This window comes from Vibrio penaeicida (assembly GCF_019977755.1).
Taxonomy (GTDB): Bacteria; Pseudomonadota; Gammaproteobacteria; order Enterobacterales; family Vibrionaceae; genus Vibrio; species Vibrio penaeicida.
In genome coordinates this window covers 639,024-663,040 of the sequence record NZ_AP025145.1, presented here as the reverse complement: position 1 = coordinate 663,040, position 24,017 = coordinate 639,024, and the positions used below count along the sequence as shown (strand labels likewise).

Genomic DNA, 24,017 nt, shown 5'->3' with positions numbered 1-24,017 from the left:
ATATGGTCATATTGTTCGCCATTCAGACAGTCAATAGGATGTGTTTTCTCCCAAGAAGATAAAAAGGAAGACAAAATGTCTAAAAAACTCATACTATCAAGCCTAATTATGGCATCCCTTTCTGGTGCTGCTGTTGCTCAAAATTCACAAGCGATCGTTTTCCCAGGTGAATCTAATGAACAACAACGTTCGATTCAATTTCCTCAACATTCTCAAGCACAAAAAAATGCCATCGTTTTCCCGAGCCGTTCTTATGCAAATCAATCTTATAAGGGTAGCTATCAACAATCTAAAGCTCGTCAGGAATTCTTCCAAACAATGGAGTCGGTACATGTTGCTGAAGGTTTCTATACAGACACATTGATCAACAGAGATTACAACACTTACTACGACTACATTGGCGAAGTTTACGTTCAGCATGCACCTGATTACCCTGATGGTGCTGAACCACTGCGTGTCGAGTTATTGAAGTATCTAGACGATAACCCAAACATTGAAGTAGACATTTTACGAACGATTGCAGAAAAAGATTACGTTGCCATTCACTCAGCATGGACAAACAACGGCAGTACAGATGTTTATGTTGATATCTGGCGTGTCGAAGATGGTAAATTGGTTGAGCACTGGGATCACTATCAAGGCGTAGAGTCTAGCACAGAGCTTTCAGGGCCTGAGGTTGATATGTACGCAAGACAGAACCCAGATCTCAATCGCACAAAAGCGCTTCGAGTTATCAATACCTACAACGACCTCAGCGATCTCAATGATGTGAGACGTTTTGTCGATGCTAACTTCGTTGGGCACACACCTGAAGCGCAAAATGGTAAAGGAGCTTTTATCAACCACCTTCAAGGTATGGCACAAAATGGGAAGCGTTTTGTCCGTACACCAGCTCAAACCATTGCGATGGGTGATATGGTGCTTGTCCACTCCAAACAAGTGGATCGTGATGTCGAAAACGATCTAGGCACAGGTTACATCGACATTTTCCGTTTCAACAATCAAGGGAAAATTGTTGAACAGTGGAGCGTGGAACAAAAAGTGAAACCTGTCGATGAGCGCTACAATATTAACGAAATCTTTGCTTACCCATACCGCTGGTAATCGCTGAAAACTCGTTAGCCTATACCTTAATGGTGAGGTAACGTCCCTAGGGGGAAAGGATACCCCCGCCCTTCAACCAGAAAAATTTTCTTTTTCCGTTCATTTCCTTTGACATCGACTCAAACACTGTATAAATATTGAAATGAAGCACAAATCTATTCACTTTTGCTTCCTTTGCCTAGCCCAACCTTTGTTTTCGTTTAAGGAAAAACCATGAGTTCTAGTCCCATTCTGAGCCAGTCCCTAATTGTAAGCGGGCGCGATATTCCATTGAAAGAGCTATTGTTTGCTAAACGTGTTCTCGATAACTACATGTTAATTGCTTTAGAAAATAGCCCTGCCGAGCTGCTTGCCGAAATGAAAGAAGCCGTACACAGCGTCGACTATTTCAAAACAGAAACAGATCCATGTGAAGCGCGTAACGCTGTAAGCGAAATGCTTAAAAGCGTTGAACACGCCTCTTCTTTCGATCAATTTAAAGAATTGGCTTCTAAGCCTTCTCAAGCACTTCATGAGCTCATCGAAGATAGAGCACAGCTGATAAAGCAAGAAAGAGATTTACTGCGCGAGTCTGGATACAACGTATCTAAGATTTAAGCGTCGCTTGCGTATTTAGCTTGCTGGTTCAAATCAGCTTTCCAGCTCAAAAGTCAGTATCATGAATAAAGAAAGCCAGCTTCTCTAATAAGAAGCTAGCTTTTTACATGTGTTTAACGAAATATTCAATCCGCTTCGGCGGTGATCGTAACGCCTGAACTTGCAAAGTAACCATTTACGCCAATATACCACTCCCCAGCTTCGGGGGAATTAATATCACATATTTCAGAATTACCATCACGCCAAGAAGCACAATTGTAATAATCAAAGGTAGGTCGAGCGTCTTTCCTTACATATAGATCCACATCGCCTCTCCCGCCATACGTTGTGATTGTCAGATTCCTGTAACCGCTAGGTAAATCCAAAACAAAGTACTGCCATTCACCGCTTGCAACACTCACATCTGTAATAGTTGCACTGATAGGGTCGGGTGTAGGAGGTGGCGTTGTGCCCCCTCCTCCATATGTTTCTTGCAATGCTGCAATATCATAATCACTTAAACGCTGGCGTTGACCTAACTGATCGTTGGGTACAGAAGGATCTTTGGACGTAATCGTTGGCTGACCATTAATACTAAACGCACGATAGGAATAATGCATGATAGAATGCACATCGTATGGACCAACGGACGTTGTCACTTCCCCTTTCTTCTCGAAATTATGCTCTTTGCCCTGTTCAATGTTATTCCAATGAATATTCACATATTGATCGCGATCAGCGCGTGATTGCTCGTGCCAAAAGCCAAGTGCATGAAGGAATTCATGAGCAGCAATACCCGGCGTACCACAGCCCTGACCAATAGACAGGTTTTGAGCTCTACCAGTATAACCAACTTGAGAGTAGCAACCACGATCACGAATGATAGTAATGTATCCAGCTTGATTACTTCGCTCAACAAAACGAACATTCGACACGTTTTCGATCCAACTCATCCCTTCTTTTATAGAAGCAACATCATAAGCCGGAATATTGGCTGAAATAGTATAAGGGACGACACCGTTTGGCCACTTCGCATACCCACTCCATGCTGCATACCCCGTCATTTCTCCTTCATCGAAGAAACGCATTGGTTGAACACCATATTCTTGAACATTGCTCGCGGAACCTAGCACTATATCACCTTGGAATACCGCGGCTTTACCACCAACCAACTCTTTCACATCATAGGATATAATGTCATTCGTCCCTATAATATGAGTCTGCTGAGTATCAATAGCGGGTACTTCTGCATTTACATCTGTTTCATTTGCACTAAATGCAAAGAGCGGAGTCATAGAAAATGCAGATATTGAAATTACTATGTTAAGCTTCATAACTACCTCCATATGTTGTCAGATTCCACTTCCATTTTTAACGTGATTGTATATAAGGTTGCCTTAGGGTTATAGATACTAAAACCCCTTAAAAATGGAACAGACCTATCCTACAAATAACATAAGAGCAATTTACCAAATAATACAGACACGCATACTTTATCTAAAACATAAAATGAAGTGGCTACAATAATATGGTTTATGATATTTACAAATGCAAATAATAGCCACCATCTAATTTAGCCATAATCTAACAAAGATCAATATCGAGATAGAAATCACAAACAACATCTATTTGAATAATAAATTCTTAATTTTGAGTATAATTAATCATTAGTTAAACTCAACCTAAATGAATATCACATAAATTAAAGAACCATAAAAAACAATAAGTTAGATTATTAACCAAAAAAAACAAACATAAGGCAATACTAATTTATTTTTAGTTTTAAATTTAAAAGAATTATTATAACCTTTACATTCAATAAGTTGAAATTAAAAAACAAACAGATAATAAAAAAACAAAATAAGTTAAAAACCGAATGTGTTTGTTATACAGTAACAAATAAGAAATCACAATAAAATTGATGGTATATTTAGAAAAGCTCACACAGTATTTAAACTAGCTGCAAAACAAGTATACAATCCAATTACAACCAGCTTAACTTATAGTTAAGCAATTATATTTTTATTTACTATCAAGCTAACAGTAAACTTTACAACCTTTTATACTGTAAATTTTAATAATGAAAATTAAACAGCGATTCAAATTTTATGACTTCTAACATTACCTTAGCAATTAACCCAGTTCTTCATATTCCGGTAAGCCTCAAATGTAAAAAGCACCCAATGGATGCTTTTTATGATTTACTCAAAATTTAGACTGGCTTTTACTTCACTTTGTACAAAGTACTCGCATCTGTATGTGCCATTGCATTCCCATAAATATTCAAAACGGTATTTTGCGAATAAGTCAGCTTTTCGTCTTCAATTGAGATAGTCATGGAGAACCCCGTAGTCGTTGCGTTATCTGTCATGAAATTTGACTCTGCAATCCCACGCTTAGACGCAGTAAGCGTCATCTGTTTACCCGCTTGCCCTTCTGCGGTTACACACGTTGTGCGAGGAACACAGAAGGAGTTGTAAACAATTTGGTTATCAGCATCGTAGATAAAATATCCGCGCTGGTCGTGAAACTTCGTGTCGTCCGCTTTTCTGAAAACTTCTTGCTTATAGTACAGAGCAACAAGACTTTGCGAGCTCGCATTAACTGCGTCCGCTGCAACTTCAAACGTTATCACTTCATAAAATGGGGTAACTGCTGGAGCACCTTCACCTTGTGGTGTGCCCTTTTGTGCAGGTGCAATATCTACCCCACCTGCTTCAACCGATTTCCATGTACCCACTAGTGATGCCAAAGGACCAAAATCCATCCCATCAATTTCGGTATGGTTAGCTACGGCTGGTAGAGATAAAGCTGCCGCCATTGCTGCTGCAAGATACTTCTTCATGTTTTGCTTCCAAATTGTTGTTTATTTGGTCGATATTATTCACTAACCTTAAATTTAAATATATATGGAAAAACACTTTAACACTCAATAAAAATAAAATAAATGTTACATTGTATGTACCTATTATCCACATGAATAGACTTGAGAAAATAAACAAGAAAACATATTAAAAAGGTAAATAAACAAAGCTCTATTATATTTATTAATGCTAATTCCAAAGAACTCAAGACTTTAACATAAATCTTTAAATAACAATAACTTAAATGATAATAAACATAAAAACTCCAGCCTTAAACTCTTAAGGTTGATGATAACTTAAAAAATAAACCAATTATTAAATTCAATTTATATTGAGTTACCTAACTTTATAACATGACCTTTTTACACCATCCCCAAACAAACATTATGATCACGTAAATAATTAACAAAAATTTCTACTCTTAACTAATATTTTTTAATTGTCGCCATACCCATTCGCTGTACAAAGACAAGCATCCGTAGGTTACTTGAGCACAAATGTATCAAAAACGTTAACAAACTGTTGACCTTCAGGTCAGTTTATTCAAAACTTGACCCATAGGTCAGCTTTTATTGATCGATACAATGCTAGGAGAAACCGTGATTTCGTTTTTGCTTAACCAATCCGTGATACACATTAAAGACGTGTCACCAAACACAACTATCTTGCAATACGTGCGAACACAACTGAATAAAACCGGAACAAAAGAAGGATGCGGTTCTGGTGACTGCGGAGCGTGTAACGTTGTATTAGGTGAAGTGGTCGATGGAAAACTGGTGTACCAATCTATCAACTCGTGCCTGACTTTCGTTTCATCTTTACACGGAAAGCAGCTAATCACCGTTGAAGATCTAAAAAATCCAGATGGGTGCTTGCATCCGGTGCAACAGGCAATGATGGACTTTCACGGCTCACAATGCGGCTTCTGTACACCTGGCTTTATCATGTCTATGTTTGCCCTCATCAAGAACAAAACGACAGCAACCAAGCACGATGTATTGGAAGCACTTGCAGGCAACTTATGTCGATGTACAGGCTATCGACCTATCATTGATGCGGCGCTGTCACTCAGCAACAATCAACAACTCAAAGACCAATTTTCAATATTGGAAGAAGAAACCATCGCCAAACTCACCGCTCTCTCCATCAAAAAAGGAGAATTGCAATGTGGTGATCACCATGCTTTCCTCCCAACAAACACAGACGAATTGGCTGAACTGTACATGCGTCACCCCAGTGCCAAGTTAGTTGCGGGGGGAACCGATCTCGCTCTAGAAGTGACTCAGTTTAGACGCCCTATTGAAACCCTAATTAGCGTCGCCGCAGTTGCTGACATGAAGCGCTGCAAAATTAAAGACAACCAATTGATATTAGGGGCTAACGTCACGCTGAATGATGCATACCAGACACTCGCCCAGCACTTTCCAGATTTCGGTGAGCTTCTTTATCGATTTGCATCACTTCAAGTTCGCAATCAAGGCACCATAGGTGGCAACATCGCTAATGCATCTCCAATTGGCGATACGCCCCCTTTACTCATCGCTTTAGGTACTCAACTGTCACTACGCCGAGGGGAATCCTCTCGACTTATGTTGTTAGAAGATTATTTTGTGAGTTACAAAGTCACAGCGCAGCAACCCAGTGAGTTTATTGAATCTATCCATATTCCGCTTCTAGCGGCAGAGCAAACATTTAAGGCATACAAAATTTCAAAACGCTTAGACGATGACATCTCGGCAGTCTGCGGTGCGTTTAACTTAACCGTAGAAAATGGCGTAGTAAAACAAGCGCGAATTGCATTTGGTGGTATGGCAGCAACTCCTAAACGTGCAACGCACTGCGAACAGGTACTAGTGGATAAAGCTTGGACAGAAGAAACGATACTCGCTGCGATGAAAACCATTGTGGACGACTTTGAGCCGTTGAGCGATTTCCGTGCGACCAAGGAATACCGTGCTTTGAGTGCAGCAAACCTACTCCGACGCTTTTATATAGAATCTGTTCACCAAAATAACACGATCGAAACTAGGGTTACGTCTTATGTCTAATTCGCCTAAAGCAACCATGAGCCACGAAGAAATGGTGGCGTTATTCAAACAAGATCTAAAAACAGGCGTAGGCAAAAGCGTGAAACACGACAGCGCTGCCCTGCAAGTCACAGGCGAAGCCAAATACATCGACGATAAACTAGAATTCCCAAATCAGCTGCACACCTACGCGTTACTCAGCCCCCACGCGCACGCCAACATTCTTAGTATCGACCTTTCACCATGCTACGAATTTGAAGGTGTTGCCATCGCAATTACCAGCCAAGACATTCCTGGTAACTTAGATATTGGCGCAATACTGCCGGGGGATCCTCTACTCGCTGATGGAAAAGTTGAGTATGTTGGCCAACCTGTCATTGCCGTTGCAGCCAACGATCTTGAAGTTGCAAGAAAAGCGGCACATGCAGCAGTTATCGAGTATGAAATACTGCCCGCCGTTTTAGACGTAGAAGAAGCGTTAGAGAAAAAACTGTTTGTCACCGATACCCACCAGCAAAAGCGAGGGGATTCTAAAACAGCCATTGCTCATTCAAAACATGTGCTTGAAGGCAGCTTGCATGTGGGCGGACAAGAACATTTCTATCTAGAAACTCAAATCGCCACCGTGATGCCCACAGAAGACGGTGGCATGATCGTCCATTCTTCCACCCAAAACCCAACCGAAATTCAAAAACTGGTTGCTGGCGTATTGGGTATTCCCATGCACAAAGTGCTCATCGATGTACGCCGCATGGGCGGTGGATTTGGTGGCAAAGAAACTCAATCGTCCTATCCAGCATGCATGGCGTCGGTGATTGCTAAACTAACCAATCGCCCCACCAAAATGCGTTTGTTCCGAACCGAAGATATGATGATGACGGGGAAACGTCACCCGTTCTACAACCAGTACAAAGTAGGGTTTGACGATCAAGGAACGATAACGGGTATCGAGATAGACGTGGCAGGTAACTGTGGTTATTCACCCGATTTATCAAGCTCGATAGTCGATCGCGCCATGTTCCACTCAGACAACGCTTACTACTTGGGTGAGGCGACGGTTACGGGTTATCGCTGCAAAACCAACACCGCATCCAACACCGCATTTCGTGGGTTTGGCGGGCCGCAAGGCATGATGACCATTGAGCACATCATGGACGACATAGCGGCTTATCTGAACAAAGACGCTTTGGAAGTACGTCAAGCGAATTACTACGGAAAAAGAGAGCGTAACGTTACTCATTATTTCCAAACAGTTGAAGACAGTGATTTTATGCCAGAGATCACTGAACAGTTGATTGACACTAGCGACTACTACCAGCGTCGCGAGGAGATCAACGAATTCAACAAACAAAGCCCTATTCTAAAGAAAGGCTTAGCCATCACACCGGTTAAGTTTGGAATCTCCTTCACCGCTTCTTTTTTGAATCAAGCTGGGGCGCTTATCCACATCTACACCGATGGCAGTATTCACCTAAATCACGGTGGCACGGAAATGGGACAAGGTTTGAATACCAAAGTGGCGCAAATTGTCGCCGAGGAATTTCAGGTTGATATCAGCCGTATTCAGATCACCGCCACCAATACTGAAAAAGTCCCAAACACATCACCAACGGCAGCGTCTTCGGGCACCGATTTGAACGGCAAAGCAGCACAAAACGCAGCGCGACACATCAAAGTACGTTTGGTGAACTTCGCCAGCGAGCACTTCAAGGTTGCGCCGGAAGACGTCCAATTCAAGAACGGCATCATTCAGGCGGGCAAAACCCTTATCGAATTTGACGAGTTCATTCAACTGGCATACTTCAACCAAGTGTCGCTTTCTAGTACAGGTTTCTACCGAACCCCCAAAATTTACTACGATCACGAAAAAGCCAAAGGCAGACCGTTTTATTACTTCGCTTATGGTGCGTCTTGCTCCGAAGTCATCGTCGATACACTGACAGGTGAATACAAGATTTTGCGCGCCGACCTTTTACATGATGTCGGCGCTTCGTTGAACCCGGCGATCGATATTGGCCAAGTTGAAGGTGCATTTGTTCAGGGCGCGGGCTGGCTTACAACAGAAGAACTGGTTTGGAATGATGAAGGTAGGCTGACGACGAACGGTCCTGCTAGCTATAAGATTCCAGCGGTGGCGGATATGCCCATCGATTTTAGAACGCATTTACTGCAAAACAGACAAAACCCAGAAGACACCGTTTTCCACTCTAAAGCCGTGGGCGAACCGCCGTTTATGCTTGCTATGTCGGTATGGAGCGCACTGAAAGATGCCATTCGATATGTGATTGTAGAAAATGACGTAAGCGAAAATGTTCGTCCTCACTTAGATACGCCAGCCACTCCCGAACGTGTCCTCATGGCAATCGAAAAGGTGCGTGAAAGCGCGAAAACCTCAAGTAAAAAAACGGCATAGTCAACGCGTTACAAAGAGAGAGGAAGTCATGTACAGCGACAACTGGATTCAGGAACTGGCGAAACTCGAAAGCGCAAATGAACCTTGTGTGATGGTAACCGTGCTAAATGAGCGTGGATCGGTGCCTAGAGGAGCAGGAACAAAAATGCTGATCACCGCCGATCGGTTGATTGCCACTATCGGCGGTGGACATCTTGAGCACATTGCTACTCAAGTAAGCAGAACAATGCTTGAAGAGAAAGCCACTGAAGTCAAAATCGATACGTTCAACCTTGGCGCTCGCTTGGGGCAATGCTGCGGCGGTATGGCTACCTTATGCTTTGAACCGATAGGTACTCGTAAACGCCATCTCTACTTGTTCGGTGCTGGTCACGTTGCTAAAGCCCTAGTTCACGTGATCGCCACGCTAGACTTTGAGATCACATGGATTGATCAACGAGAGAATGAATTCCCTTCCCAATTGCCTATTAGCGTAGAGCAACTCATAAGCGACGACCCAGTGGGAGAAGTCAACTTTGCTCGTGAAAACAGCTACTTTCTGGTGATGACCCATAATCATCAACTCGATTTTGACCTCACAAAGGCTATCCTTGACAGAGGAGACAGCGCTTATTTAGGCGTGATAGGTTCATCGACCAAGCGTAAAAAGTTTGATATGCGGCTAAGACAACGTGGTTACAGCGATAATCAGCTCGCCAGTATGACCAGCCCAATTGGCATCAGTGATATTCCAGGGAAACGACCTGAGGAAATCGCCATATCGGTTGCAGGAGAGTTGATCGCCCATTACCACCAAGCAGAATTAGCCGAAACAAAAACCAAGGAGAGTCGCGCACAAGATGACGACCTCCAACATATTACACAGCCAAAACAGGCATAAAGCCGCTGGGCAAGACCTAAAGGAAGCAACATGACGACCACAACGCACGCTTTTCGTAGCGCCGTGCTGCACAGTGTGGCAGATCCACAGGAAGTGGGTTTGGAAAATTCATATCAGTATTTTGAAGACGGTATAATCGTCGTTAAAGATGGCATTATCGATCAAATCGGCGATGCGAAAACCATCTTACCTACATTGTCACCTTCAATAAAAATCACGCGGTTTGAAGACAAGCTGATCACATCAGGGTTTATTGATACCCATATTCACTATCCACAAACAGGGATGATTGCCTCCTACGGTGAGCAGCTTTTGGATTGGCTAGAAAACTACACCTTCCCAGAGGAACTGAGGTTCAAAGATCCAGAATACGCACGGCAAGTTGCCAAATTGTTCTTGGATGAGCTGGCAAGCAACGGCACAACCACGGCTTTGGTATTCGGCACGGTGCACAAACAGTCGGTCGATGTCTTCTTTGAAGAGGCAGAGCAACGCAACCTTAGAATGATCGCGGGTAAGGTGTTGATGGACAGAAACGCGCCCGATTCGCTAACAGACACACCAGAATCAGGCTACACCGATTCCAAAGCCCTAATCGAAAAATGGCATAAGCGCTCTCGCTTGCACTACGCTGTTACGCCAAGGTTTGCCCCCACCAGCACTGCCGAACAACTCGCCACCGTTGGTCGGCTCCTGAAAGAGTACCCAGACGTGTATATGCACACTCACCTTTCCGAAAACAAGAAGGAAATCGACTGGGTATTGGAGCTTTTCCCTGAAAGAGAAAGTTACCTAGATGTCTACGATCATTATGGGTTACTGCACAAACGTTCCGTGTTTGCCCACGGTATTCATTTGTCGGATTGTGAATGCCAACGGTTGGCAGACACCGAATCAGCCATTGCCTTTTGCCCCACATCCAACCTGTTTCTTGGGTCGGGGTTGTTTCGACTTCCTAAACTTGAGCAATTTGGTATTCGGGTTGGCATGGGGACCGATGTGGGCGCAGGAACAAGCTTTTCTATTCTGCAAACCATGAGTGAAGCCTACAAAGTCATGCAATTACAGCAGGAAAAGCTCCACCCTATAAAATCACTTTATTTAGCCACACTTGGTGGTGCAAAAGCCTTGCACCTAGAAGACAAAATCGGAAACCTAGAAGTCGGCAAAGAAGCGGATTTTGTCGTGTTGGATCTGTATGCTACGCAGCTGATGAAATTTCGCATGAACCAAACCAAAACGCTGGAAGAGAAGTTGTTTGTATTGATGAGCCTAGGCGACGACAGAACCGTATGTGAGACATACATTCTGGGTGAAAGCGTTTATTCTTCAAATACACCCAAATAAAATCGAGAGCCTCATGCCAGCACATACCCACGATAGCTCTGTATTTTCTACCCAGCATCTTGTGACTAAAACTGTCGTGACTTCACTTAGGCACGATAGCAAATTCATTCGTGATGTAATCGGCATACTTACACCAAACGTAACGGTTTCACTTCCCCCCTATTTTCAAGGAATCGATGACGCCGAAAAGGCTGAGTCGTGGGTAAAGAAAATCACCGAAGACGGTCAAACACTCGCGGTCTACCTGACACCGGAACATACTTTATGCGGTTTCATATTTTTATATCAGTCCGACAACGATGAACTTCATTTAGGGTATCTTCTAGGAGAGACGCACCAAGGCAAGGGCTTGGCAAAAGAAATGCTGGGAGGATTACTCACTTGGTGCAAACAAAACAAGCAGGTGCGGGCTTTAATTGGCGGGGTCGAGAAAAACAACGTTGCGTCGTCTTCTCTTCTCCTAACGCTAGGGTTTTATCGAACCAAGTCTAATTCGGATGATACAGACTTTTATCGGTTCGATATCGATTCGCTAGCGGGCTAATTCAACAAACTTAAAACACCTCAAACCAAAACGCTCTGAGGGCACCTATTTTAATGCAGGCTCAGAAAAGCGTTATACAAACGTTTCGGCTTTTTTTAGTAGCACAGAAGGTGAAGACCAAGTAAACACGGCTTCTTTCACTTTGCTGCCACAAGGTGCACTCCAATCACTTAGATGAGATTGAGTCGCTCCAAGTGCCAAATAGAAATGTTTCGCTGCAACGTTTTGTTCAAGTACTTCCAAATACACACCTGAATCTGGGAAGTATTTTTCCGCCCACTTAGCCGCTTCTAACATTAGCTTGGTGCCAAGACCATGCCCTTGATAGGCAGAGTCGACGTGCAGGTTGTCGATAATTGTTCCGTATTCGAAATTGTGGTTGCCATAAATACAAATGAACCCACAAAGTTCGCCTTCATTTTCTAGAACGAGGACATTTTGATTAAACGACGGGTTGGTCAAGCGTGTTTGCCAAACAATAACTCTGTCGTCTTCTGCGTATTGCTCTAGATAAGCATCGGTAACCAGACCACGATAATGTTGTTGCCAGCTTTTTGCATGTAACTGCGCAATTCGCTCGAAATCTTGGTAATTCGCTTGCCTTAATTCCACTCTTTCCTCCTTGAGTGCCATTACTCCATGCTACACCAACGGTATTCATAACTTGGGTCAAAACGCGTGAACGACAACTTACTTGTTAACGTCTTCGCTTTTTACAACAACCACGGTCTAAAAATACGTCAATGTAATATCAGTTAATTCCATTTGCGCTCTCTTGGGCAGAGAGCTCAATTAACTTTAAATACAGCGCAGTTTTCTACTGCTTTTTTAGTTTCTACTACAGTAAAGCAAAACAAACCAAATTATTCACTTTTTTTACCCAAAATGACTACATTTACAGAAATTAAAATCATATATGTCTAGTTTGATAGGCTAAAAGATATATAAAACTAAGGTTATATGACCAAATCAGGAGAAAGTGGTTAAATTTTGGCATACGGCTGAAAGCTCGATAGTGCCGAGATTTGAGAAGATTAAGAGGGGGATTTTAACGCAATTGAAAGAATAATCTGCCAGTGAGTAGAAACAAAAGTGTGAGCCTAAACGACCCACACAACGCGTATAGCTAGTCCAATCAATATAACGCCAGATATACGATCGATGAGTACCGCTTTCTCGCGAATTTTATCAATAACAAGCGGCATGGAAAGCAACAAGGTAATAAGTGTATACCATAACCCGTCCACAATAAGCGGAGTTGCTACAATCACCACTTGATTCATCAACTCGTTCCCTAACGCAACAAACTGGCTAAACAGAGCGATAAAGAAAAGGGCTATTTTGGGGCTAAGAATCGAAATCAAAAAACCTTCCCGTGCGGAAGAGAAAACAGAAACACGCTCGCCAGCTTCCAAACGAGCTGCGACCCCACCTTTAGAACGCAAAGCATTAAACCCGAGGTAAGCGAGATACGCCGCCCCTAAATAACTGATGGTTTTGAATAAGATAGGAGACTGCTGTAAAACAACCGCCAGCCCAATGATCGTGACAAGCGCATAGATCCCAATACCAAACGCGTGAGCCCACGCCGCCGCAAGACCATTCTTACGTCCACCCGCTAATGTATGCTTAGACACCGTGACCAAACTTGGTCCAGGAGACATAGCACCCAGTAAACAAATAGCGAATAAAGAGAGCCAAACGCTTAATGTCATTGTTCATCCTTTTGTGTTATCTGAATTACAGCGTCACTCTCTCACTTAGCGCTGTTCACTTGCAAGTCTTCTTGTTGAGTTGATACGTTTTTGTGATCATTCGACTTTCTTCTTAAGCTGATCGATTTGCTTAAACGAGTCGGTTTTTTCAAGCCCACCAAGTAAACAGCCAACGCAGCGAAGCCAAACCCGAGAGCACCGATGAAATCAAAACGCTCGTCAAACAAAAGCCAAGCCTGCACAGCAGTGACAGGGGGAACTAAATAGAATACGGACGCCACTTTTTCTGACTCACCATGCTCCACCATATAGAGCAGCAACAATACCGCCAATACAGAAAGTACAATAACTAACCACGCAAGGGTGGCGATAAATGTTGGAGTCCAGTGAATAACCAGCGGTTCAAAGGCATAAGCAGCAATAGCGAACACAACCAGCGCCGCAAGATATTGCCAAGTCACGCAGGTCACTAAGTCTGTCCCGTTACAAAATTTCTTTTGATAAAGCGTTCCAAAAGTTATTCCAACCAAAGCGATGGAAATAGAGAGAAACGCCCACCCTTTGTTGGCCGTATCTTCCCATTCCATTTTTCCATGCAATACCAAAAAGATACCAACTAAGCCTAACGCTAAGCCAAGCCACTGACGCCAGCGTAAATAGGTAGTTCCGACCGCAACCAAAGTGACCGCTGTAAGGATGGGTTGTAGCCCTACTAATAATGCGCTCAAGCTGGCTGGCATTCCTAGCTTAATAGCCGAATAGGTGCCACCAAGGTACATGCCATGAATCATGAGCCCTGAAATACAAGCGTGGAATGTCTTTCTTGGGCTAAGCGTTTTCCGCTTAAGCACGACCACTAGTACACCTAACACTAAAACGTTCAATGCCGTTCTAATGGTTAACAAAGTGGCTGGGTCAGTAAACTGTAATCCCAATTTAGAACCAACAAAACCTGATGCCCACAACACAACAAATATCCACGGTATAAGACTTAATGGCATGACTTTCTCCTTTTATTCTTACTTTATTGGATACAGATATTCAAAAAAGGTACAGTTAAACCTAACTTAATGGGTACAGATTGAGTAAGGCGATAAATGGGCAGTAAAAAGTATCAAGACGTTATTGAGTATGTGCATACTCAGATCGCTAAAAATCGATGGATAACAGGGGAAAAAGTCCCGTCTATTCGAACGCTCAGTATGGAGCTCTCGGTATCACGAAATACCGTAATTCGTGCATACCAAGAACTAGAGGCAGCCAGAACTTTGTATGCCGAAGCGCGCTCTGGATACCGAGTTCGTGGAGAATTAGAGCCCTCATTAAATGCCCATATTGAAGCACCCGGTTACGTCGACTTGCTGTCTAAAACCAAGTCCATTTTAAAAACGCCACTTGGTGATCACTTAATGCCAGCGGGCTGTGCACACCCTGATATTGACTTCCCTGCCATTCGCTCACTTTACGCGGAGATAGGTCGTCAAAGCCGCTATCAAGCTCATATTCCTTGTCACTACCAACTCCCCCCAGGCAATGACAAGCTCGTTGATCAGCTAAGGAAGCTTTGTTTAGACAACGAAATCAATTGCTCGCAAACGGATATCTTAGTGACTCATGGGGCGCAGCAAGCCATTAGCTTATGCTTGCAAGCCTTAACTTCCAAAGGGGATATCGTCGCCGTTGAGTCTCCCTGTTATTTTGGTAATTTACTTTTAATGGAATCGCTGGGCTTAAAAGTCATCGAGATCCCAAGCCACCCAGTAACAGGGATTGATATTGATGCGGTGATCACCGCTCAAAAGGAGTGGGACATAAAAACACTGCTCGTCACGCCAAGCTTTAACAACCCCACCAACTCAGTGATGCCTTTGGAAGCAAGAAAGCGGCTTCTTGACGTCACAGGGGAGCTTCCTATCGTTGAAGATGATGTCTTTGGCGAATTGTACTTCGACACGCACTTGCCATCCCTTATGGCACTGGATACCAAAGATCGGGTCGTATATTGCAGTTCTTTATCTAAGACGTTGGATTCACGTTTGAGGCTAGGCTGGATTGTCGCAGGTAAACACAGAGCCGTTATCGAAAAGCGTTTACTCAGTGATAACATGGGATCGTTGAATTTAATGCAGGCAGCCATTGGTGAGTTTTTATCGACAGGAAAATACCGCCAGCACCTGATGAAAATTCGTCGGCATTACGCCAAAAAACAAAAGCTATTTATTCCTTGGTTAACGCAAGCACTGGACTCTCATGATTGCCTTAAAAATCAGTATTCAATGAGCGTGTCTAATGGCAGTTATATTGTGTGGATTGAATTCCCAAAGGCATTGGATTGCGACTTGCTCTATCAAACACGCTTAGAACGAAAAATAAGCCTATTTCCCGGTTCACTGTTTACGACGACGAAACAATATGACCATTGCGTTAGGCTAAGTTTTGCAAGATTTAAACCCAATAAAAGCTGGCAAGATGGATTAGCTGAGTTCGCCAATTTGACTGCAAGCCTGCTAAAAACCTAGCTATTCCACGCCGCTGTAGGAAATACACATCGTATTAAAAGCGGCGGTTGAAAAATTCCGTTAATACGGTATGCGTAATGAGATGCTTCAAGTGAGGTAACGCCTGAAGTTCGTCACGAATTTCATTCAAACGTTTCATGCTTGGCGCTTCAATAAACACCATCATGTCGGTTTCACCGCTGATGGCGTGTGCCCATTTAACTTCCGGAATATCCGCCACTTTCGCGCCATATGTATCGCAACTGTGCTCTGCTCTAGATGTATCGAAGTAAAGTGCAATATACGCGTTCAGCGACGCATCCGGCGCGGCGACTTTTACTTGGTATCCTAAGATGACACCATCGTCTTCTAACTTCTTCATTCTGGACGTAACAGCACTACGAGACAGGTTCACCTCACGCGCAATATCACTGACTGAGCGCCTACCGTCTTGCGCCAAAATCGACAGGATTTCCTTATCAAATTTATCCAATTGCTTCCCTTTATTATTATTTGATTGCTTTAAACGGTTAGGAATTGAGCTACCGATACAAAGTGTCTGTTAAAAGTGTCATTTTAACGGAGTGTTTCGTCATTTTGCCAGATGTATATTGAGCTTAAAAAATATAGTCTGGAATTAAGTCAAGTTTAGACACTCTATACCAATTCATTTTCATGGACGAAACAGTGCAAGAACTCAAAAAAGAAATCACCCTTATCTCGGGCATAGGACAGCTCTCCACCACATTGCTTGGTACTGGTCTGTTTATGATCCCAGCCATTACGGCAGGCATTGCTGAAAAGTCATCTCTTTGGTCTTGGGTTATATTATTTGCGGCTATCTGCCCTATCGCTTTAACTTTTGCCATGCTGGGTCGCCGTTACCCAAATGCTGGCGGAACCGCGCACTTTGTTAAGCTGGCTTTCAACGCCAAACTAGAGCGAAGTGTCGCTTGGTTATTTTTGTCGGTCATCCCGGTTGGTGTTCCCGCAGCCGTCGCTCTCGCTGCCAGTTTTGCAAAACCTTGGCTGCCAGAGATAGGAGATTCTCAATTTGTCGCAGAGTGCTTCACCGTCGCACTCTTGTTAGGTGTAAACCTATTGGGCAGCAAATCTTCTTCTCAGCTTCAAACACTGATTGCGCTTTGCCTGTTCACTTTGATCATCCTGTTTTTTTGGCAAGGTGAGGTTCAACCTTCCGACCTCACCATGCCTTCTTTCTCTTCCGTTGAATGGGTTTCTGTTGGCTCTGCACTCGCTGTTATGTTTTGGTGTTTTGTGGGTATTGAAGCTTTTGCACACATGGGAGAAGAGTTTAAGAACCCTGAGAGAGATTTTCCTATCGCCATCATTTTAGGATGCTTTGTCGCAGGGCTAACCTATTGGGCGTGTTCCGTTGTTGTGTTGAAATTCCAAGCCTATGGCACAGTAGAAATGGAAACAGGTGCAATACCGTGGATTACAGCCCACTTGTTTGGTGAAAGCAGCCGTATTGTTATTAGCATCGTGGCGTTTCTAGCTTGTTTTGCCAGCGTTAACCTTTACCTTCAAAGCCTATCGCGCATGCTTTGGAGTCAAGCTCGCCAGTACAAGCCAGAAGGAAAACTAGCCAAAGTTTCTGCCAGAGGTGTACCTGCAAATGCAACGTACGTTATCAGTGTTACCTTGCTTCTATCGCTGCTTTTTGGTCGAGTTGTTGGTCTGGATTTAGAGATGTTTGTTAAACTGGCTAATGGCATATTTGTCCTAATCTATCTTCTTGCAATGCTATCGGCCGTGAAGTTGCTCTCTGGTTTGTCGAAAGGTTTGGCGTGGCTATCTTTGGTGTTATGTGTGTTGGTATTTGCTTGCTTAGGGTGGGCAATGCTTTACGCCATTATAATTTTTACTTTGCTACAAATACCAAATGCAAGAAAACGCAAAGAGCCGCCAGTATTTAGTTAAGCGCTTGCATAGCCCAAATAAGTATTATTTGTAACCCGCCGACCTTTAATGAATACCGCTAACCTACAGAGCATTATTTCATCAATAATGCTCTACTTAGAACTTATTAACACTCATATTTTTTCATGATCTCATAGCATTTAATTTCACAGTAAATTGAAATCATACGATACAAAACTCCGAATACACTTGACATGAAAAATTTCAAAAGTCCCCAAAAATCAAGAGATTCAGTGAACTCCAGGCTTAACTCAGAGAGCTGAAAAGGAAATAATGAATTTTCGACTCGCGAATTAATCAATTAATCGACTTAAAATCACAAAATAAAGTCAATTTTATGTAAGAAATCTTTACATTTTTACGTCATACTCTAATTGCTGCTGATATAAATGTAATTCAGTCGCCTTCACTAATAATAATATTCTTTCCGCTATCTCTGGGGAGTACGGAAAATAAAAACACTTTAGCTAAACTCAAGGGAATAATCTTTGGTTGTTTAGGTGTTGTAGAGGGAAAACTATGAAATTTAGCCATAAAGTCGTCGCTGCTTCGTCGATATTGCTGTTAATCATTTTAAGTTTGCTGACGATTCAACAGTACTTCTCAATGAAGTCTGAGCTTGAACATCAGGTAACTCAAAGTGTTAGTGAGATCGTAGACGGGGTAAGAAATACGGTTGCAGCAGACATTAAGGGCAAAAAAGAACTGTCGCAGTATGCAACCGATATGCTACAAACTGATTTACAAAATCGAGACTACGTACAAAGTGTCATCAGCCAATCCAGTATCAAACAAAACTTTCTTCTTGCCGGTTTAGGTTATGAGGCTGACGGTTCAAACGTGAATAATGATCCAGGCTGGAACCCAGGTTCAGAGTGGGATCCAAGACGTCGTCCTTGGTATATTGACGCGAAAAATTCCGGAAAACTGATCATCACGGCTCCTTATGCCGATTCTGCAACCGGAGAAATCCTAGTTTCCATTGCCGTACCAGTGAAAGAAAATGGGCGATTTGCCGGTGCAATATTCTATGACGTGAGCCTTGCGGGTCTTGCAGATGTCGTCAACAAAGTAGAGCTTTTTAACGCAGGTTTTCTTTTCATCGTTGCGGATGACGGCACGATTATCGCACACCCAGATGTAGATAAAAACGGTAAGCAGATGAACACTTTCTTACCTAACGTTTCTATTCAAGAGCAAACTCAAGAAATTGAATTAGACGGTCAGCTATACGCGACAGACTTTTCAAAGATCCCTGGTGAAAACTGGTATGTGGGCGTTATGGTAGACGAGAGCATTGCGTATTCTGCGGTGACTGAGCTGAAAAACCGCTCAATCATCTACACTGCTATCGCGCTTATCATCAGTATTTTTGCCCTACTATTCTTGATTAAAGTGTTAATGCGTCCGCTCGATTCTTTGAACGATGCCATTCAAGACATGGCATCTGGTCAGGGTGACCTTACTAAACGCCTTGATACCAACACAGATTCAGAATTTGCGGCATTGGCTTCAGGGTTTAATACATTCGCAGAAACACTTCAGCAGAGAATCCAGCGAACGAAAGCGTTGAGTGTCGAGATCCGTAACGTGACAGAGACAACAGCGACTGGTGCGCAAGAATCGGCTTCTGCTATGGCGACTCAGATGCAAGAGCTAGAACAGCTGGCAACCGCAATGAATGAAATGGCGACAACGTCTTCCGATGTAGCAAACAACGCACAAGGTGCGGCTTCTGCTGCGAAAGATGCAGACGGCGCGACAGAAGATGGGACGAAAGTGGTCGGATACACCACACAAGCCATCAGTAATTTGTCATCCCGAATCGATGAAGCGGTTGAACAAGTTAAACAGCTTGAATCTGCCACTGCAAACATCGAAACCATTTTGGAAGTGATAAACGACATTGCTGACCAAACCAATTTGCTGGCACTTAATGCTGCAATTGAAGCGGCGCGTGCTGGCGAATCCGGTCGTGGTTTTGCCGTTGTTGCAGACGAAGTTCGAACACTGGCTCAACGTACTCAAGAATCAACGACTGAAATTCGTAACATGATTGAACAACTTCAATCAGGTGCGACAGCCGTAGCAAGTGCAATGGGACAGAGTAAAGAAACGGCTGATGACACAGTAACCAAGGCGCAAGAGGCGAACGAATCGCTTGATCGCATTCGAAGTGCCATTCAACGTATCAGTGATATGAACATTCAGATCGCGTCTGCGGCAGAAGAGCAAAGTTTAGTTGCTGAGGAAATCAATAATAACACCATCAATATTCGTGATTTGTCTTCGCAAGTAGCGGTTGCTGCTGAAGGCGCAAACGAGGCGATGGCGTTGCAAACTCAACACGTTCGCGACCAAGACGAAGTCATGAGCAAATTCATCGTCTAACACACCGCTGATAAATAAAAATGCCTGACTCAACAGTCAGGCATTTTTTTGTCCTTAATTTCTTGGCTTCCTAGCTTCTTAGCTTCCTGGTTAATTAGCGAATTAGCTTTTTGACTCTTATTTCTCGGCTTTCAGCTCCGCCACTTTTTCACAAATGTAGTTCCCTATAGGGATAGCAGATGTGGCTGCGGGAGAAGGAGCATTGCAGACATGAAGACTGCGCTTGGATTCCACAAACAAAAAGTCATGAACTAATGTCCCGTCTTTCATTACCGCTTGAGCACGGATGCCAGCCGGATAAGGTTCTAAATCATTAAGCTCGATTGTAGGGCAGTATTTGTTAACCAGCTTCAAGTACCCCGGCTTCCACCATGAGTTTTTGGTTTCTTCTAACCCTGTCTTCAAGTGCTTTGCCAATACTTTCCAAAACCCTTCAAAACGCACCATTTCAGCGGTGTCTTTCAAGCTAAAATTGAGCACTCCATACCCTTCCCGTTTCCAACCTTGAACCGCATTAGGCCCCACTGTGACAGAGCCATCAATCATCCGAGTCAAATGTACACCGAGAAATGGAAGATCCGGATCAGGGATGGGGTAGATTAGGTGGTTAACAACGTCGTTATGTTTTTCTGCTAATCGATAATACTCGCCGCGAAACGGGACAATCTGGAAATCGGTAGGTAAACCCATAAGCTTCGCGACGCGATCCGCCATTAAGCCACAGCAGGCGACGAGAAATTGAGCTTCTACTGCGCCGCCATCCATCCAGACCTCAACGCTTTCAGTATTCTCAATTAATCGCGTAACGTTGGCATTAAATCGGATCTCTCCACCCATTTCGGTAAACTCAGCCGCCATAGCCATGCAAACTTTGGTGTAGTTGACGATACTGGTGGTCGACACATAGATTGCCCCTAACCCAGTAATGTTCGGCTCGCGTTCTTTTAGCTGCTCTTGAGATAACATCTCGACATCAATACCGTTATCTTGGCATCGCTCGAACAACGCTTCCATTCGTTTAACTTCAACCGAGTTTGTCGCGACTAATAGTTTGCCGCAGTTTTCGACAGGAATTTCATGTTTCAGGCAAAAAGCCTTGGTTGCATCCACACCCTCGCGACAAAACTGAGCCTTTAAACTGCCCGGTGCGTAATACACCCCAGCATGAATAACACCGCTATTGTGTCCAGTCTGGTGCATGGCGAGTTGCTTTTCCTTTTCGATAAGCAAAATTCGCGCGTTAGGTTCATTTTGCTGAAGCTGCCAAGCTGTTGACACCCCCACAATTCCCCCACCTAATACAACGTAATCATATTGCACAGAAAACCCCTTCCAAGACTTGATACTCAAAGCTATAACTCACAATTTTGTTACATACGGACCGCCATAGACAGTTCTTTTGCTAAACTCAATGTCAATTAGTGACTAAGGGCAAAATGCGCCTTAGTGCGATGACTTTTTAGGTAAATAATGTGGCTAACAAGATAAAATGGTTGAGAGCATAAAGTGACGGAGAACAAAAAGTAATGGAGAATAGAAAACCGTCTTATCCGTTTCGAAAACTGCCTGTTATTCTTCTAATTATTCTGGCAATGAGCCTAACTTTACTGTTTATCCGAGACACCACGAAAGGCTGGCTGTTAGACAACACACATCTAAGTGGTCAAGACCGATTACTCATCTATGTTGGCGATATCCGCCGTACCCTAGCTCGGTACGATTTTTTGCCCTATTTAATTGCAGAGCACCAACCCAGCCGATCACTATTGGAAGGCGATTTCTCACAAAGAGAAGCCGTTGAAACCTACCTCGCTCAATTGGATAAAGCGTCTCAAACCCGCGGATGGTACTTGCTCAACTCGAATGGCGATTTCGTTGCCAGTAGCAGCCCAGTTTATAAATGGCGAGACTCCGACGGCGCGGCAATTACGTCTTTAATGCAGCAATTAGGGGGGGAGGTTGTTACTCTGAGCTACCTTTCTCAAGGGCAAGCGCGCTACTACCGCGCCGCTCCTATATACGGGTATCAAGGATTAATTGGGATCGCAGTCGCTAGAATAAACCTTCAAACATTATCCGAATCTTGGTTGGCTAATAATGAGTTTGTGTTGATCAGTGATCGCCAAAAACGCTTTTTCCTCACGAGCTCTCAATCTGATTTGAACCGCCAAATAGGCAAAGACACAATGCCGCCGTTAACCCCGTTTTTACTGCCCGACGGGACAGAAGTTAGCCTCGTTTCTATTGAAAACCAACCTTATTTGGTTCAAAGCGTAAGCTTAGATGACCTCAAGTGGAATATTCATTATCTGACCCCAATTAAAGAACTTGATGACACGGTCAACACCGTCATGCTGATAGCGGCGATTTTAATGCTCTTGGTACTGGTCGTGATCTTGTTAACGATTGAAAGACGACAAAAAATCCGCTCAAGAGAGGCGCTGCAACAAGCGATCTCCGATTCAGAAAGGCAACTACGCACCATAATATCGAAGACCGATGTTGGCTTGATGATGCTGACAGAACAAGGTCGCGTTGCCTATATCAACCCTATGGCGTTACGGTATTTTGGTTTGTCTGAACCGTTGGCTACCAATATGGAAGCGTGGCAGTTATTTGAAACCATGATGGGCAATACCACGGTAATGTCGATGCTTAAGAATTTATCGACTCGCATTGATACTTCAAAGAACACGGATCATTCAAAGCACGCTGGTTTTCAGAAGCAAAAAAATAAAGACATAACCGAACTCAGCGCGGTCGAAGTGATGGCTCAGCGTAGTGACGGTTCTCGCTTCCCCACCCTATTCTCACTGACTTACATGACGTTTGGTACGCAATCTGGTTACCTCGCCACCCTTATTGATATCAGCAAGCGTAAGAAGGCTGAAAATGCCCTTCAAAAGGCAAATCTAGAATTGGAAGAACGCGTAAAAGCCAGAACCTTAGCGCTCGAAGCGGCGCAAGATGAACTGGTTCAAAACAGCAAAATGGCGGCACTAGGTCGAATGTCGAGTGCCATTACACACGAGCTCAATCAACCTTTAACGGGGATTAGAACCTTACTTTCGAGCAGCGGTGTGCTGATAGAACGCCAGCAAACCGACTTGCTCAAGGCAAACATGAAATTAGTAGACAGCTTAATTGACCGAATGGCGACGATGACCAGTGAACTTAAAACGTTCTCCTACAGCCGCTCACAAGAGCTTGTTCCGCTTTCCATTTCGGCTATCACAGAAGAAGTTCTTAGGTTGCATGCCGACACACTAAAATCCGTTCAAGTCACCGTGAGTTGGCCGAGCCCTATGCCAGATGCATTAGGGGAACCACACCGCCTTGCTTTGGTTATTGGGAATCTTATTTCAAACGCGGTTGACGCAATGAACCAATCGGCAGCGCCAATGCTGAAGATAGAGAGTACGGTTTTAGAGGACACCATAGAGCTACACATTCGAGACAACGGTACGGGCTCCACAGACGAAGCATTACAGCACCTATTCGAACCTTTTTATACCAGTAAAAAGGTAGGACAAGGGCTAGGACTAGGCTTGGCAATCTCCGCAAACAGCATGAAGGAAATGCAAGGAAAGGTATGGGCAAATAACAACAGTAGCCCAATAAAACCAATAAAAAACGCCACCCCCGTATTCGAATCAGGGATGACGTTTACATTAAGCTTGAAGAAAGCCAGATAGGTTCATCTCGAAAGGGCTA

At 43.6% G+C, this 24,017-nt stretch carries 18 protein-coding genes; 11 read left to right on the top strand and 7 right to left on the bottom strand.

What is annotated here, in order from left to right; all coding sequences use genetic code 11:
* Positions 1-75 precede the first annotated feature (75 nt).
* Both LDO37_RS21275 and LDO37_RS21270 read left to right on the top strand, forming a co-directional pair.
* The gene (locus LDO37_RS21275; protein ID WP_126609816.1) at positions 76-1,104 is read left to right on the top strand and encodes a nuclear transport factor 2 family protein; all 1,029 of its coding nucleotides are present in this window, start codon (positions 76-78) and stop codon (positions 1,102-1,104) included.
* 213 nt (positions 1,105-1,317) lie between these two features.
* The gene (locus LDO37_RS21270) at positions 1,318-1,701 is read left to right on the top strand and encodes a hypothetical protein (RefSeq protein ID WP_101110007.1); all 384 of its coding nucleotides are present in this window, start codon (positions 1,318-1,320) and stop codon (positions 1,699-1,701) included.
* Between the two features lie 125 nt (positions 1,702-1,826).
* On the opposite strand, the gene LDO37_RS21265 is transcribed toward LDO37_RS21270, so the two are convergent.
* Together LDO37_RS21265 and LDO37_RS21260 are read right to left on the bottom strand one after the other, a co-directional pair.
* Positions 1,827-3,014 carry a M12 family metallopeptidase gene (locus LDO37_RS21265; protein ID WP_185829932.1) on the bottom strand — a complete coding sequence of 396 codons (1,188 nt, stop codon included), beginning with the start codon at positions 3,012-3,014 and terminating at the stop codon, positions 1,827-1,829.
* A gap of 890 nt (positions 3,015-3,904) precedes the next feature.
* Entirely contained in the window at positions 3,905-4,525 is a 621-nt protein-coding gene (locus tag LDO37_RS21260; RefSeq protein ID WP_126609715.1) for a heme-binding beta-barrel domain-containing protein, read from the bottom strand.
* Positions 4,526-5,143: 618 nt separating this feature from the next.
* On the opposite strand from LDO37_RS21260, the gene xdhA reads away from it, so the two are divergent.
* The 5 genes from xdhA to LDO37_RS21235 are packed head-to-tail and all read left to right on the top strand — an operon-like array spanning position 5,144 to position 11,755.
* Positions 5,144-6,592 carry a xanthine dehydrogenase small subunit gene (gene xdhA / locus LDO37_RS21255; protein ID WP_126608022.1) on the top strand — a complete coding sequence of 483 codons (1,449 nt, stop codon included), beginning with the start codon at positions 5,144-5,146 and terminating at the stop codon, positions 6,590-6,592.
* Positions 6,585-8,984: a xanthine dehydrogenase molybdopterin binding subunit gene (xdhB, locus tag LDO37_RS21250; RefSeq protein ID WP_126608021.1), complete on the top strand. Its 2,400-nt coding sequence runs from the start codon at positions 6,585-6,587 to the stop codon at positions 8,982-8,984. Before xdhA ends, xdhB begins: the two co-directional genes overlap by 8 nt.
* 28 nt (positions 8,985-9,012) lie before the next feature.
* Positions 9,013-9,864: a xanthine dehydrogenase accessory protein XdhC gene (gene xdhC, locus LDO37_RS21245; protein ID WP_126608020.1), complete on the top strand. Its 852-nt coding sequence runs from the start codon at positions 9,013-9,015 to the stop codon at positions 9,862-9,864.
* Between the two features lie 30 nt (positions 9,865-9,894).
* Complete coding sequence (guaD, locus tag LDO37_RS21240) at positions 9,895-11,211, top strand: guanine deaminase (protein WP_126608019.1); 1,317 nt, start codon at positions 9,895-9,897, stop codon at positions 11,209-11,211.
* Between the two features lie 13 nt (positions 11,212-11,224).
* The gene (locus LDO37_RS21235; RefSeq protein WP_126608018.1) at positions 11,225-11,755 is read left to right on the top strand and encodes a GNAT family N-acetyltransferase; all 531 of its coding nucleotides are present in this window, start codon (positions 11,225-11,227) and stop codon (positions 11,753-11,755) included.
* A 72-nt stretch (positions 11,756-11,827) separates the two neighbouring features.
* Here LDO37_RS21235 and LDO37_RS21230 read toward each other — a convergent pair whose 3' ends face one another.
* The 3 genes from LDO37_RS21230 to LDO37_RS21220 all read right to left on the bottom strand — a co-directional run bounded on the left by LDO37_RS21230 (position 11,828) and on the right by LDO37_RS21220 (position 14,471).
* Positions 11,828-12,367: a GNAT family N-acetyltransferase gene (locus LDO37_RS21230; protein ID WP_180958293.1), complete on the bottom strand. Its 540-nt coding sequence runs from the start codon at positions 12,365-12,367 to the stop codon at positions 11,828-11,830.
* Between the two features lie 488 nt (positions 12,368-12,855).
* On the bottom strand, positions 12,856-13,470 hold the full coding sequence (locus LDO37_RS21225; protein WP_126609088.1) for a LysE family translocator: 615 nt from the start codon (positions 13,468-13,470) through the stop codon (positions 12,856-12,858).
* A 41-nt stretch (positions 13,471-13,511) separates the two neighbouring features.
* Positions 13,512-14,471: a DMT family transporter gene (locus LDO37_RS21220; protein ID WP_126609087.1), complete on the bottom strand. Its 960-nt coding sequence runs from the start codon at positions 14,469-14,471 to the stop codon at positions 13,512-13,514.
* Between the two features lie 96 nt (positions 14,472-14,567).
* Between LDO37_RS21220 and LDO37_RS21215 the strand changes: the two genes are divergently transcribed.
* On the top strand, positions 14,568-15,989 hold the full coding sequence (locus LDO37_RS21215; RefSeq protein ID WP_126609086.1) for an aminotransferase-like domain-containing protein: 1,422 nt from the start codon (positions 14,568-14,570) through the stop codon (positions 15,987-15,989).
* Between the two features lie 34 nt (positions 15,990-16,023).
* Here the strand turns inward: LDO37_RS21215 and LDO37_RS21210 are convergent, their stop codons facing one another.
* Positions 16,024-16,461, bottom strand: a complete 438-nt coding sequence (locus tag LDO37_RS21210; RefSeq protein WP_126609085.1) for an Lrp/AsnC family transcriptional regulator — start codon at positions 16,459-16,461, stop codon at positions 16,024-16,026.
* Between the two features lie 194 nt (positions 16,462-16,655).
* Between LDO37_RS21210 and yjeH the strand changes: the two genes are divergently transcribed.
* Together yjeH and LDO37_RS21200 are read left to right on the top strand one after the other, a co-directional pair.
* A complete protein-coding gene (gene yjeH, locus LDO37_RS21205) occupies positions 16,656-17,912 on the top strand; it encodes an L-methionine/branched-chain amino acid transporter (RefSeq protein ID WP_126609084.1) in 1,257 nt (418 codons plus the stop codon).
* 519 nt (positions 17,913-18,431) lie between these two features.
* Positions 18,432-20,303: a methyl-accepting chemotaxis protein gene (locus tag LDO37_RS21200; protein WP_126607915.1), complete on the top strand. Its 1,872-nt coding sequence runs from the start codon at positions 18,432-18,434 to the stop codon at positions 20,301-20,303.
* 117 nt (positions 20,304-20,420) lie between these two features.
* Here LDO37_RS21200 and lhgO read toward each other — a convergent pair whose 3' ends face one another.
* Positions 20,421-21,623 (bottom strand): L-2-hydroxyglutarate oxidase, encoded by a 1,203-nt coding sequence (gene lhgO / locus LDO37_RS21195; protein WP_126607914.1) that lies wholly within the window; start codon positions 21,621-21,623, stop codon positions 20,421-20,423.
* Between the two features lie 206 nt (positions 21,624-21,829).
* On the opposite strand from lhgO, the gene LDO37_RS21190 reads away from it, so the two are divergent.
* Positions 21,830-23,998 (top strand): ATP-binding protein, encoded by a 2,169-nt coding sequence (locus tag LDO37_RS21190; RefSeq protein ID WP_126607913.1) that lies wholly within the window; start codon positions 21,830-21,832, stop codon positions 23,996-23,998.
* Positions 23,999-24,017 lie beyond the last annotated feature (19 nt).

Bases quoted from the DNA above. Each gene is read 5' to 3' on its own strand.
- LDO37_RS21275 (WP_126609816.1), top strand. From the start codon at position 76: ATGTCTAAAAAACTCATACTATCAAGCCTAATTATGGCATCCCTTTCT.
- LDO37_RS21270 (WP_101110007.1), top strand. From the start codon at position 1,318: ATGAGTTCTAGTCCCATTCTGAGCCAGTCCCTAATTGTAAGCGGGCGC.
- LDO37_RS21265 (WP_185829932.1), bottom strand. From the start codon at position 3,014: ATGAAGCTTAACATAGTAATTTCAATATCTGCATTTTCTATGACTCCG.
- LDO37_RS21260 (WP_126609715.1), bottom strand. From the start codon at position 4,525: ATGAAGAAGTATCTTGCAGCAGCAATGGCGGCAGCTTTATCTCTACCA.
- xdhB (WP_126608021.1), top strand. From the start codon at position 6,585: ATGTCTAATTCGCCTAAAGCAACCATGAGCCACGAAGAAATGGTGGCG.
- xdhC (WP_126608020.1), top strand. From the start codon at position 9,013: ATGTACAGCGACAACTGGATTCAGGAACTGGCGAAACTCGAAAGCGCA.
- guaD (WP_126608019.1), top strand. From the start codon at position 9,895: ATGACGACCACAACGCACGCTTTTCGTAGCGCCGTGCTGCACAGTGTG.
- LDO37_RS21235 (WP_126608018.1), top strand. From the start codon at position 11,225: ATGCCAGCACATACCCACGATAGCTCTGTATTTTCTACCCAGCATCTT.
- LDO37_RS21225 (WP_126609088.1), bottom strand. From the start codon at position 13,470: ATGACATTAAGCGTTTGGCTCTCTTTATTCGCTATTTGTTTACTGGGT.
- LDO37_RS21220 (WP_126609087.1), bottom strand. From the start codon at position 14,471: ATGCCATTAAGTCTTATACCGTGGATATTTGTTGTGTTGTGGGCATCA.
- LDO37_RS21215 (WP_126609086.1), top strand. From the start codon at position 14,568: ATGGGCAGTAAAAAGTATCAAGACGTTATTGAGTATGTGCATACTCAG.
- LDO37_RS21200 (WP_126607915.1), top strand. From the start codon at position 18,432: ATGAAATTTAGCCATAAAGTCGTCGCTGCTTCGTCGATATTGCTGTTA.
- LDO37_RS21190 (WP_126607913.1), top strand. From the start codon at position 21,830: ATGGAGAATAGAAAACCGTCTTATCCGTTTCGAAAACTGCCTGTTATT.